This window comes from Rossellomorea sp. SC111 (assembly GCF_024733565.1).
Lineage (GTDB): Bacteria > Bacillota > Bacilli > Bacillales > Bacillaceae_B > Rossellomorea.
The window spans coordinates 55,943-68,188 of the sequence record NZ_JANIOC010000020.1; the positions used below are offsets into that span (position 1 = coordinate 55,943).

A 12,246-nucleotide genomic window follows, 5' to 3' on the forward strand; every position below is an offset into this window, starting at 1 on the left:
AACAATAACTGACAAAAAACTGCTAGCAACATAGAAAAGGGTAAAGCAGATTCCGCTTTACCCTTTCTTTACCTCTGCCCCTAGTTCCACTCCAAGTGCCACGATCGATTGATTGATCCTCCACACATAGTAGAAATGGTGGATAAGATCCACCTGGGACTTACGCCAGCTTGGAGCCCGGGTTTCAATTCTTTCCCTCTCAGGGCTTAAATCCCACATGACAGGAGCACTTTCCTGTTCTTTTAATAATCGCCGAAGCGTCTCGATGTTTTGAGAAATTTTTTCTTCCGTTTCTGAAAATGCACTGCTGAGTTCCTCTGAAACAGTGGCCGGTACCTTTCGGTGGGAGGAAGCAAGCAGATGCTTTGCGTAATAATTAATGGCCGTCACCACCGTGATCCAGCGCCCCACTCCCGACCTCGTCAAAGATCCGGGCCTTTGCAGAAGGGATTGCGCCTCATCCTTGATCGCCTGGAGCTTCTGATCCAGATCAAACGCCTGATCTGTCAACGCTTTATCTTCCGGGACCGTAAAGGTTTTAATATAGGAAGAAACATATCCTTGAAGATCCCCAAAGAAATCATCAAAGCTATCGGCAACTTTGTCTTTTGTTCTTTTTGGAAATACAAACGCGGAGACAATCAGGGCAATCACGGCTCCTGCAATCGTATCGATGACACGTGCCCCCATGAGCTGAATGCTGATTCCACCGAGGAGAAGGTCATACATAAAGGCGATAAGCATCGTAATGAATAGGCTCATCAATGTATAGGAAACAGGGAAAAGATAAAAGGCGAGGAACAAGACCGCAAACAGGAGAACAACCTCCAGCTGTGAATTTCCGGATACAAGGTTGGCGGCTCCGAATCCGATGATGGCCCCGATTACCGTTCCGATCGACCGTTGGAAAGCCTTCATATACGTTCTGCCTACCGTTTCAGTACCAATTTGAACAATAAAGGTCGTCAAAAGGACCCAGTACGGCTGTGCAGGTGCAATCAGCTCCCCGACGATAATCGCAAGCGTTCCCGCTACCAGGGCTTGTATCGCTTTACGCGTCGACGGTTTTAATCTTTTGTTCTCTTCAGACTCATCTTCTTTGTCCTCTTCCTCCGGTTCAGTATCGTTCTCTACAGTGGACTCCTTGTACTCAGACACATTCAATGATTCCTGAATCGTAATGGCCGCTTCCAGGACATGATTCGCAATGGACTCGATCCGTCTCAGGAGATAGACCCATCCTTCAGTTTTCCCTTCTTCATTCAGAACCTCCGACAAAACCAGACGCAGGGCCTGGATGGCTTTTTCTGCCTCTTCAAGGGAACGGGGATCATAATCCTGGGCCAATACCTCGGCGTCACGGAGAGAGCGAAGAACCCATACTAATAAACGCCTGAGTTCGATAACCTCCAATGCTTCCAAATCCTTCAGCTTTTTCAAGGAATCCGTTAACGTCTGAATCAGCATTTCTGTGTCAAACACATATAAACGAAGTTGTGAAGCTTCGATACCAGGCCAGAGCTTCTTTAAATCATTCTCATTAATGTCACCTGCCACGCTTCTCGCATACTCATTCAGCCTTCTGACGTTTCGATCCAGTTGCTTTCTCCGCTTATTGCTCGTATTCGGATCTTCTATCATCTTCATTAAAATGGTAAACGTCAAGTTGGATTGAATATGAAACGAACGCATACTCCTTCTTAACATATGGACAGAATCTTTAAAAATGATGAAGTTATAAAGAAACGCGTACACAAGCCCTAAGACGATCCCGAGGTAAAACCATTCTAGATGGGCCACATCCAGCTGTAAGATCGACGATATATAGATCGACATAAACCCTGCCATTCCCATGGAAAAATAGCGGATGGCAAAGCGTGAAAAGTAAAAAGCGCTAAAGATGACGCCTACCAATAAAGCGTTAACGACAAGACTGTAGTGAGCAAATGCCGAACCCAAAGTGATCCCGGTCGCTACTGAAACACCAACCAGCAAGGTCGTTATCTTCTTTTTCCCCGTCGTATCATCCATGACGACAAAAATCCCGAGCATCCCCACCATTCCGGACACAATGGCCGGGGTGATGGAGGGATGGTCAAACTGCTTCAATAAGAAAAGCATCGTAAATACAGCCGATATCAAGCTGATCGTCGCTTTACCCGCCTGCTGGAATCTTTTCCTGCCGGGATCGGACGCAAGGATCCTCCCCAGCCATATATGTTGTCTATGTAAATGTTTCATTTCTCATCAAACCCTTATCTACGCGCCGTTTTTCATTCTCTTTTATCGTACCCTTTCCAATAAAAAAGTAACCTGTACTGCAGGAAGCAGCAGGTTACTCACATTCGCTGGTGCACGAAGAGAACAGAATCTATTTGTATGATTATAAGGGTTATGGGCGGGTGGGTAAAGGAAAGTGCTTGGATAAACTCTCTCCTTCTATGAGTCAACACACATATCTCGTACTCACACTACTAAAAAACCGGTCAGCCCAAAAGGACCAACCGGTTTTCCACTATTCAAGTATTCAATCCTTACTCAACCGTAACAGATTTCGCCAAGTTACGCGGCTTATCTACATCACAATCGCGGTGCAGGGCAGCATAGTAAGAAATTAATTGTAATGGGATGACAGAGATAAGAGGTGTTAACAATGGGTTAACCTCCGGGATGACGAAGCGATCTTCTTCGTCTTCTAAGCCTTTCATTGAAATGATACAAGGGTTTGCTCCACGAGCGACTACCTCTTTCACATTTCCTCTGATGCCTAGGTTCACTTCTTCTTGAGTTGCAAGTGCAACGATCGGTGTTCCTTCTTCGATAAGGGCGATCGTACCGTGTTTAAGCTCTCCTCCGGCAAATCCTTCTGCCTGGATGTAAGAGATTTCTTTCAGCTTCAAGGCGCCTTCAAGACCTACATAGAAGTCCAGTGAACGGCCGATGAAGAAACAATTGCGAGTGGTTGACAGATATTCACGAGCGATATCTTCAAACTCTTCTTTCGTGTCACAAAGTGCTTCCATCGCAGTAGCCACGATACCCAGTTCTTGAACAAGGTCAAATTCCTGGTTGGTTCCGCATGCTTTACCTGCGACATGCGCAAGGATTGCAAGCACTGCAAGCTGAGCTGTGTACGCTTTCGTTGAAGCAACCGCAATCTCAGGTCCTGCATGAAGAAGCAATGTGTAATCCGCTTCACGTGACAGGGTAGAACCCCCTACGTTTGTGATCGTCAATGATTTATGTCCAAGCTCTTTGATCTGGACAAGTACGGCACGACTGTCTGCCGTTTCCCCACTTTGTGAGATGAATACGAACAACGGTTTCTTAGAAAGTAAAGGCATGTTGTAGCTGAATTCGCTTGCTACATGAACTTCTACAGGGATCCCTGCACTCTTCTCGATGAATTGCTTTCCAACGAGACCAGCGTGGTAGCTCGTTCCACATGCAATGATGTAGACACGATCCGCTTCTTTCATCGCGCCGACGATCGGCTCATCGATGTGAAGCTCGTTGTTCTCGTTTTGGTAAGCCTGGATGATTTTACGCATCACTAACGGCTGCTCGTCGATTTCTTTCAGCATGTAGTGAGGGTATGTTCCTTTTTCAATATCACTGGCATCGATTTCCGCCGTGTAAGGAGCACGTTCCATTACTTCACCGATCAGGTTTTGAATTTCAACCTTTTCTTTCGTTACGATGACCATTTCTTTATCCATCAGCTCAACGTATTGATCCGTTACTTGAATCATCGCCATGGCATCACTTGCTACAACATTAAAGCCTTCTCCAAGACCGACAAGAAGTGGACTTTTGTTTTTCGCTACATAGATCGTTTCATCGTTTTCAGAATCTAAAAGGGCAATCGCATAAGAACCTTTTAGAAGCATCAGCGTTTGACGGAACGCTTCCTCAACTGTATTTCCTTCTCCCACGATCTTCTCGATTAGCTGTACGATGACTTCAGTATCCGTATCACTCTTGAACGTTACGTCTGTCAGGTATTCACGCTTAAGCTGGGAGTAGTTTTCGATTACTCCGTTATGAACGATCGTGAATCGGCCTGAGTTGCTTTGATGAGGGTGAGCATTCACCTGGCTTGGCACACCGTGGGTAGCCCAACGAGTGTGACCGATTCCTGTGTTGCTTGAAACACTGTCATCAACGATCCCGCGAAGATCGGCAATACGGCCTTTCTCTTTGAAGACATGGATGCCTTCGTCGTTTTGAACGGCGATGCCTGCAGAGTCATAACCGCGGTACTCCAGCTTTTCAAGACCTTTTAAAAGAATTTCCTTTGTATCTGAACTTCCGATATATCCAACAATTCCACACATAATTAATTTATCCTCCCTGAACATACAAGGGGGCAAGAACTCTTTTGGGGACGACTTGCCCCCTTATCTCTGTTTGTCATTAGTATTTTAGGTCACTTTTTTCTTCCCTTTGTACATTAAGTTGCCTTAACGTTTTAAGAAAGAAACTTTCGGTTCCGTGACACATGCGAACCGGGAGGCATCCGCCGAACACTCGATAAACCTCCACCTCGTCAACTAAACGATCCTTTACGTATCCATCGCTTAGTCCTGGCGCTTTATAGGATTTTTACCCTCAATCCACCTTTCCTTCTTGAATCACATTTCCATTTTATTTGAAAAACGAAAACAAAATCATCATACACCAGCAGGTTTCCCTTCGTCAATATAAATCTGACAACATCAAGAAGTTGTTATCCATTTGTCATGTTCCCGACACAGAACATGATAAACCCTTCCAAAAGGACTCTACTAATTAAATATGCACAAGAGGCACGTATTGACCCCCTGCGCATGAAAAATCAACTATTCGTTCAGACCCATTTCCTGGTCGACAACCTGTACGATTTCATTTACGTACCGCTCACAAAGTTCTTCAGTAGGTGCTTCCGCCATTACACGCACCAATGGCTCTGTTCCGGAAGGACGGACAAGAATACGGCCATTTCCGTTCATTTCTTCTTCCACCTTTTGAATGACGGTTTTCACCGTTTCGTTATCCGTGACATGGTGCTTATCCGTCACTCGAACATTCACAAGCTTCTGAGGGAACTTCTGCATCTCCCCGGCAAGTTCGGATAGTGATTTACCCGTCACCTTCATGATGTTCACAAGCTGAATACCTGTTAAAAGGCCGTCCCCTGTCGTATTGTAATCCAGGAAGATGATATGGCCCGACTGCTCACCGCCGAGTGTATAGCCGTTTTTCTTCATTTCTTCCACAACATAGCGATCCCCCACGGCTGTCTGGATGCTTTGGATGCCATTCTCTTCAAGTCCTTTATGGAACCCTAGATTACTCATCACCGTAGATACGACGGTAGATTGCTTTAATTGCCCTTGTGATTTCAAATACTTGCCGCAGATGTACATGATCTGATCGCCATCGACGATCTGACCAAGCTCATCAATGGCGATGATCCGATCTCCATCTCCATCAAAGGCAAGACCCAGATCCGCGCCTTTTTCTTTTACCATCTCAGCCAATGTTTCCGGGTGAGTGGACCCGACACCTTCATTGATGTTCAATCCATTCGGGGATGCTCCCATTGTGGAAATATCGGCATCAAGATCAGCAAACAGGTGAGTGGCAAGAGCGGATGTAGCACCGTGTGCACAATCTAACGCAATATGTAAACCATCGAAATCCTCGTCTACTGATTGTTTTAAATACTGCAGATACTTTTGACCACCTTCGAAATAGTCACTTACCTGCCCAAGGTCACCGCCGGTCGGACGGGGTAGCCCGTCAGCGGTTTGATCCAACAGGTCTTCAATTTCACTTTCCTGGTCATCGGAAAGCTTGAAGCCATCCGGGCCGAAGAATTTAATCCCGTTATCGGCTACCGGGTTATGAGAAGCTGAAATCATGACCCCTGCCTGAGCTCCGAGCGCCTTTGTCAGATAAGCGACACCAGGAGTTGAAATCACACCTAAGCGCATCACTTCAGCACCTATTGAAAGAAGTCCCGCTACAAGAGCCCCTTCCAACATATGTCCGGAAATCCGGGTATCCCGTCCAATCAATATTTTGGGACGTGTAGCATCCTTTGTCAGAACATATCCACCAAATCGTCCGAGCTTAAATGCTAATTCCGGTGTCAATTCTGTATTCGCTACACCTCTTACTCCATCCGTTCCAAAATACTTACCCATTGTCATTCTCTCCTTTTTACAGCTCTTATGCTGATGTGTTCTTTTCTTTGATTTCTACTTTTACCTTTTTTTGCGAAAGGGTCCATTCAACATTCTCCGGCCCATCCGCTTCTATTTCTACCTCATGTTCTCCGGGTTCGAGCCCTGAAAGATCGAGAGCGAGAGAGAAATCTTCTTTCTTAACGTTACTCACTTCTTCGTTCTCACCTTTCAGTGCCACATCCACTACACCGTTTTCAGGTTCCATGATGGTGTATTCATAATCGTCAGCCAATCCCTCAGGTTTGATTTCGATTCCAGATAAGCTTTTTTCCTCGGTTGAATTCACATCAACCGTGACTTTCACTTCTTCGGGAGCCACTTTATTCAATCCATCCTGGAGGGCGAGTGGCACAGTAATGGTAGAATCCTTCGTGACCTTGGAAAGATCGACTTCTGCCAGGAGTTCTTCCACTGTGTCGAGTACATCCTGCCTTCCAAAAATCGTTGCCTCTTTAGGTTCTACTGAAATCGCCTCAAGGGTAGTACCCTTCGGAAGGCTTCTCTTTTGTTTAATGCTGACTGGTACGGTCTTACTCGGATTCACAACTGACACGGTCACATCAACCACTTCAGGGTCTATCTGGACATCCAGTTTGTTATATTCACGGTCAAGTACCTGCACCCTGGCTTCCCTTGTCACATTTTCATTGATCTCTTCGTCTACATCGAGAGTGGCAATTACGTAGGCAACCCGCTCTACTTCATCCTTCGAGCCTGTCACCTTCACGGATTTCGGATCAACGGCCAGCCCTTCTGCCTCATATCCATTCGATAGAATACTCTCATTGAATTTAGGTTCGACTGTGAATTCTTCCGTGACCTTTTCCTGTACGGAAATATTGGCAAATTGAGGATCAAACTTCACTGTTAATTTATCAGAAATATTTTGAATCTGGATTTCTACTTGATGTTCACCAATCCCGATATCATTTAAGTTCACATACACTTGGAAGTCCTTCAATGTTTTGGTTTGCTGTACAACAGCTTTAGGCCCTTCCACGGTCACATTCACCGTATCCGGCAAACCTGACACTTCCAAATTCTCACTATCATAGAATACTTCAAGCGGGACATCCTGGATCGTTTCAATTGCACTCTGGGACGTACCGTTACTATTATTAGCCGTCTTCTGAATATCGTCAAAGTTCACGGATAGATAAAGAATGAAGGCTAACATGAGTCCGACGATACGCATGAACCAACGGCTTTCCATGAATTTATCCATTTTCTTTCTTCCCCCTAAAGCTCCATTTTGTCGAGGAAGCATTCGTCTTACCGCCAATGAGCTCTACCGTTAGAATTTCCCTGAAGCGCTCCAAAGAGAGGTCGCGATGCAACTCCCCATTTTTCGTAATGGAGATAGCTCCCGTTTCTTCCGATACAACAATGGTGATGCTGTCTGTCACTTCACTGACACCAAGTGCGGCTCTGTGCCTCGTTCCCAGCTCCTTAGAGATGAATGGACTTTCTGACAACGGAAGATAGCACGCAGCAGCTGCGATTTGATTCTTCTGTACAATCACCGCTCCATCATGGAGTGGTGTATTAGGGATGAAGATATTAATGAGCAGCTGGGACGAAATTTTCGCATCAAGGGGTATACCTGTTTCAATATAATCACTCATCCCCGTCTCCCTCTCAAGAGTAAGGAGGGCCCCGATCCGGCGCTTTGCCATATAGCTTACGGCTTTTGTCATGGACTCAATCATCTGCTCCTTCTCTTCTTCCTCCTGCATTCCTGTCCTTGAGAACAAGCGTCCCCGGCCAAGCTGTTCGAGGGCTCTGCGGAGTTCAGGCTGGAAGATGATGATGATCGCAAGGAACCCCCACGTGAGGGCTTGTTCCATCATCCACCCCAGCGTATCGAGACCAAAGATACTACTCAGGCCTCTTACAATGATGATGACAAAAATACCTTTTAATAATTGTACTGCTTTCGTTCCTTTTATCAGCATGATCAGTTTATAGATTACAAACCATACAACGAGTATATCTACTATATCAGAGACATAATCCAGCGCGGAGTAATCCGAAAAAATATCGATAAACGGCATATTACATCCTCCAATAGCTTAATCGAAAGCGTAAGCCGCCATGTGTGGCTTCTCCATTTTCGTAACGTTCCTATTATAGCATATTTTATCACTGTCAAATGAAAGACACCCACGGCTTCATGATTCTTTCTTTTCTATTCATGAACTCACGTTTTTACATAAAAAAACTGACACGAACATCATAAGTGTCAGCCCTTTAGGGACGGACCTTACATTCCATCCCCTCTATTTTATCCTACTTTTCTTCAAGTTGCGAATTTCCCCAATCCAACGTGTCTTTAGCCCCTTTTTTGATCTGGTACCAAAGCCACTCAAACGCCTCATCGATTTCATGGATCTCTCCTGTCACACTGCCTGCAGAAGCCAGATATTGCTTGCCGTTGATGACGGTCACGTTCCCTGTGACTTTTCCTTCTATTTTCACATTACCGTTCCGGACGGTCAGATCTCCCTTTACGACTTCCCCTTCAGGTACGACAACCGTATGATCCTGAACGACTAATTTAGTATTTTTCGTAAATGAGAAGTCCTCATCATTCCAGGAGGTAAGGAAACTTCCTGTCATAAAGAACAGGAACAGGGCCGCAGCCGTAAGTAGCGGGTGGTGACGGAACCATCTTTGTACCCCTACCTTCTTCTTCTCTTTCGGTAATCCCGCCATGACTTTATCTGTAAAGTCTGCAGAAGCACTGATATGAGATGTGCTTTGTACAAACGCAATCGCTTTTTTCAATTCATGGAAGTGATGCTGGCACTCACTGCATTCCTGCAAATGATGTTTCAGTGTTTCCTCTTTTTCCCTATTTAAGTCTCCATCTAAATAATCGTGCATATAGTCGATGATTTCTTCAGGACAAGGCTTCATGTTCACTCACCCTCTCTACAGTGATCGTAATTGTTTTCTGAGGGCTTCCCGCCCTCTATGTACTCTCGTTTTAACCGTTCCTAACGGTAAATCCAGGATGTCGCTGATTTCTTGAAGCGGGAGCTCCTCAATGTATTTTAGTACGATGACAGATCGATATTTCTCCGGTAACTTGGAAATTTCTTTCTGTATGGTTTCCTGCAACTCCATATTCTCCACTTCATCTTCCGGGAGCTGAACATCAGCAGCCACCTGTGAGTACATCGTCAATCCTTCCGTTCCTGCCACCTCTGCATCCAGGAAGTAATCCGGCTTTTTCTTACGGATCCGGTCTATACAAAGATTCGTCGCAATCCTGAACAGCCAGGTCGAAAACTTTCTCTTTTGATTAAATGTCTCAATATTTACGTATGCCCTAATAAATGCCTCTTGCGCGATATCCTCTGCTTCATGACGATTCCCAAGCATCCGGAAGCAAATTTGGAATACTTTATCTTTATAAAGCTCGACCAATTCTGCAAAGGCATTTTGATCACCTTTCAATACTTGTTTTATCCGTTTATTCACTAACGCTTCCATTTCACAACCTCCGCTCTATGCGGCTATATTTATATACGTAGTACCCTATCAAAAGGTTTCAATTTTTTTTATATTATTATCCTAACAAATTTTTAGGGAAATGTGTTTACATTTATTAGAAAAGGGGTATAAAGGAACTAATATTTCTAATGCGGGAGGATCTCGAAATGAGGAGAAGAATGAATGATTTATTATTTCAAATTGAAGACTGCCGTCGCCAAATGGTCGAATTAGCATTAAAGTCTTCCTTTGCCGATGAGCAAGTAGTTGATTTGAGTACTCGTCTTGATGATCTGTTAAATCAATATCAAGTGGTCAAGCACCATTGAAGGGAAATAGGTGAAGGCTGGAATCCATAATGGGTTCCAGCCTTTTTTGAATTTACTTATAGTAACTTCTCTCCAAAAAGAGATCCCATTAACGCAACAGCAACCGTTGCCGTTTTATTCTTCTCATCCAGGATAGGATTTACCTCCACGAATTCAGCAGAAGTGATCAATCCGGATTCTTCAAGCATCTCCATCGCCAGATGACTCTCCCGGTAGCTGATCCCTCCAAGGACAGGTGTGCCTACTCCAGGGGCATCACTTGGATCCAGCCCGTCTAAATCAAGTGATAGATGAACCCCATCCGTTCTTCCCTTCAAGTAATCAACGGACTCTTCCATCACCCTTGTCATACCAAGGCGGTCGATTTCATGCATCGTATACACTTTGATACCTTTTTCCTTAATTAACTCTCTTTCTCCTTCATCTAAAGAACGCGCTCCGATGATGACGATGTTCTCAGGCTTGATCTTTGGAGAACTTTGCCCGATACCCGTTAACTCCTCGTGGCCGATACCCAGGCTCACTGCGAGCGGCATTCCATGAATATTTCCGGACGGAGACGTATCTCCTGTATTTAAATCACCGTGGGCATCATACCAAATCACCCCTAAATTCTCATAATGAGGAGAAACACCTGCCAAGGTTCCAATCGCAATGCTGTGGTCACCCCCAAAGATCAATGGGAAATCCCCGCTGCCGATGACATCATTCACCTTACCGGCAAGCGTTTCACTCGCTTCAGCAACCGCTTTCAAATTCCGTAAATTTGTATCAGGATTATTATGTACACGCTCAGCTTGACCAATCTCGATATCACCCAGGTCTTTAATGTCGTAACCGAGATTCTCAAGTCGCTCAACGATACCTGCATAGCGGATGGCACTCGGTCCCATGTCCACACCTCTGCGCATTTGACCTAAATCCATCGGTACACCAATAATTGAAATGTTTCTTTTCATCAAAAATTCCCCCTATTCAAAATTTACGTCCTGTCCCTATTGTATCCCTAGTGGGACCGATGACTCAACTGGACAGGATTGTGTATATATATGCGTGGAGAGAGGGGTTTTTTGATGATGGGATGTAAGAATATTAGTTAAACAAAAAAACCTCAAATCTCCTAAGAGATTCAAGGTCTAATCATGTCGTATGTATGATGATTTTTTCGCTTCGTGAGCGGATAGAGATTTCTGCATTTGCAAAATATCTATGGTGGAGCCTAGCGGGATCGAACCGCTGACCTCCTGCGTGCAAAGCAGGCGCTCTCCCAGCTGAGCTAAGGCCCCATATAGAGAAATTCCCACACCAAAAGATGTGAGAAAATGTGTGATGAGCCATGAAGGATTCGAACCTTCGACCCTCTGATTAAAAGTCAGATGCTCTACCAACTGAGCTAATGGCTCGTAATGGCTGGGCTAGCTGGATTCGAACCAACGCATGTCGCAGTCAAAGTGCGATGCCTTACCGCTTGGCTATAGCCCAATAATTACGTGAATGGCATAAAAAAGGGACATTTATAGGATGTCCATTTTACACTGAAATATACAAAATGGTGGAGGGGGGCAGATTCGAACTGCCGAACCCGAAGGAGCGGATTTACAGTCCGCCGCGTTTAGCCACTTCGCTACCCCTCCAGCTAGAAAACAATGGTGCCGGCAAGAGGACTTGAACCCCCAACCTACTGATTACAAGTCAGTTGCTCTACCAGTTGAGCTACACCGGCGTGTATGATTTTGTGATGAATACTGTGTAATGAAAGCAGTTCATGGAAAGATATTTTGCTGACGTAAATCAAATGAAGTTTATTTTACTGTTGTAAAAAAACTTGGTGGAGGATGACGGGATCGAACCGCCGACCCTCTGCTTGTAAGGCAGATGCTCTCCCAGCTGAGCTAATCCTCCGTTATGTAAAGGTAAGTTATTTTGCTTTCGCAAAAAAATTTGGTGACCCATACGGGATTCGAACCCGTGTTACCGCCGTGAAAGGGCGGTGTCTTAACCGCTTGACCAATGGGCCGGTTTATTAAAAAAATAAAAGCTTCCAACCGGGCTCGAACCGGTGACCTCTTCCTTACCATGGAAGCACTCTACCTGCTGAGCTATGGAAGCAATGGCTCCGCAGGCAAGATTCGAACTTGCGACCGATCGGTTAACAGCCGATAGCTCTACCACTGAGCTACTGCGGA

At 45.1% G+C, this 12,246-nt stretch carries 10 protein-coding genes and 9 tRNA genes; 2 read left to right on the forward strand and 17 right to left on the reverse strand.

Annotated elements, in window-relative coordinates; all coding sequences use genetic code 11:
- Positions 1 to 57: 57 nt before the first annotated feature.
- Positions 58 to 2,241, reverse strand: a complete 2,184-nt coding sequence (locus NQ095_RS20285) for an FUSC family protein (protein WP_258265235.1) — start codon at positions 2,239 to 2,241, stop codon at positions 58 to 60.
- 293 nt (positions 2,242 to 2,534) lie between these two features.
- Positions 2,535 to 4,337 carry a glutamine--fructose-6-phosphate transaminase (isomerizing) gene (glmS, locus tag NQ095_RS20290; RefSeq protein WP_258265236.1) on the reverse strand — a complete coding sequence of 601 codons (1,803 nt, stop codon included), beginning with the start codon at positions 4,335 to 4,337 and terminating at the stop codon, positions 2,535 to 2,537.
- Between the two features lie 314 nt (positions 4,338 to 4,651).
- Here glmS and NQ095_RS20295 point away from each other — a divergent pair, with 314 nt between their 5' ends.
- Positions 4,652 to 4,795, forward strand: a complete 144-nt coding sequence (locus NQ095_RS20295; RefSeq protein ID WP_258265237.1) for a hypothetical protein — start codon at positions 4,652 to 4,654, stop codon at positions 4,793 to 4,795.
- A 46-nt stretch (positions 4,796 to 4,841) separates the two neighbouring features.
- On the opposite strand, the gene glmM is transcribed toward NQ095_RS20295, so the two are convergent.
- From glmM to sigW, 5 genes are all read right to left on the reverse strand, one after another.
- Entirely contained in the window at positions 4,842 to 6,191 is a 1,350-nt protein-coding gene (gene glmM, locus NQ095_RS20300) for a phosphoglucosamine mutase (RefSeq protein WP_258265238.1), read from the reverse strand.
- A 25-nt stretch (positions 6,192 to 6,216) separates the two neighbouring features.
- Positions 6,217 to 7,458 carry a CdaR family protein gene (locus NQ095_RS20305; RefSeq protein WP_258265239.1) on the reverse strand — a complete coding sequence of 414 codons (1,242 nt, stop codon included), beginning with the start codon at positions 7,456 to 7,458 and terminating at the stop codon, positions 6,217 to 6,219.
- Positions 7,451 to 8,287: a diadenylate cyclase CdaA gene (gene cdaA / locus NQ095_RS20310; protein ID WP_258265240.1), complete on the reverse strand. Its 837-nt coding sequence runs from the start codon at positions 8,285 to 8,287 to the stop codon at positions 7,451 to 7,453. Before cdaA ends, NQ095_RS20305 begins: the two co-directional genes overlap by 8 nt.
- Positions 8,288 to 8,522: 235 nt before the next feature.
- Positions 8,523 to 9,152, reverse strand: a complete 630-nt coding sequence (locus tag NQ095_RS20315; protein ID WP_258265241.1) for an anti-sigma factor family protein — start codon at positions 9,150 to 9,152, stop codon at positions 8,523 to 8,525.
- 15 nt (positions 9,153 to 9,167) lie between these two features.
- On the reverse strand, positions 9,168 to 9,731 hold the full coding sequence (gene sigW / locus NQ095_RS20320; RefSeq protein ID WP_098438494.1) for an RNA polymerase sigma factor SigW: 564 nt from the start codon (positions 9,729 to 9,731) through the stop codon (positions 9,168 to 9,170).
- 167 nt (positions 9,732 to 9,898) lie between these two features.
- On the opposite strand from sigW, the gene NQ095_RS20325 reads away from it, so the two are divergent.
- Positions 9,899 to 10,060: an aspartyl-phosphate phosphatase Spo0E family protein gene (locus NQ095_RS20325; RefSeq protein ID WP_034765819.1), complete on the forward strand. Its 162-nt coding sequence runs from the start codon at positions 9,899 to 9,901 to the stop codon at positions 10,058 to 10,060.
- Between the two features lie 56 nt (positions 10,061 to 10,116).
- On the opposite strand, the gene rocF is transcribed toward NQ095_RS20325, so the two are convergent.
- The 10 genes from rocF to NQ095_RS20375 all read right to left on the reverse strand — a co-directional run bounded on the left by rocF (position 10,117) and on the right by NQ095_RS20375 (position 12,246).
- Positions 10,117 to 11,019, reverse strand: a complete 903-nt coding sequence (rocF, locus tag NQ095_RS20330) for an arginase (protein WP_258265242.1) — start codon at positions 11,017 to 11,019, stop codon at positions 10,117 to 10,119.
- Positions 11,020 to 11,270: 251 nt separating this feature from the next.
- A tRNA-Ala gene (locus NQ095_RS20335) sits at positions 11,271 to 11,346 on the reverse strand.
- Positions 11,347 to 11,390: 44 nt separating this feature from the next.
- Positions 11,391 to 11,463: transfer RNA gene (locus NQ095_RS20340), tRNA-Lys, on the reverse strand.
- Between the two features lie 4 nt (positions 11,464 to 11,467).
- Positions 11,468 to 11,542, reverse strand: a tRNA-Gln gene (locus NQ095_RS20345).
- A gap of 68 nt (positions 11,543 to 11,610) precedes the next feature.
- Positions 11,611 to 11,694: transfer RNA gene (locus NQ095_RS20350), tRNA-Tyr, on the reverse strand.
- Positions 11,695 to 11,707: 13 nt separating this feature from the next.
- Positions 11,708 to 11,783, reverse strand: a tRNA-Thr gene (locus NQ095_RS20355).
- 103 nt (positions 11,784 to 11,886) lie between these two features.
- A tRNA-Val gene (locus NQ095_RS20360) sits at positions 11,887 to 11,962 on the reverse strand.
- A 40-nt stretch (positions 11,963 to 12,002) separates the two neighbouring features.
- Positions 12,003 to 12,077 (reverse strand) — tRNA-Glu (locus NQ095_RS20365).
- Between the two features lie 19 nt (positions 12,078 to 12,096).
- A tRNA-Thr gene (locus NQ095_RS20370) sits at positions 12,097 to 12,169 on the reverse strand.
- A gap of 2 nt (positions 12,170 to 12,171) precedes the next feature.
- Positions 12,172 to 12,246 (reverse strand) — tRNA-Asn (locus NQ095_RS20375).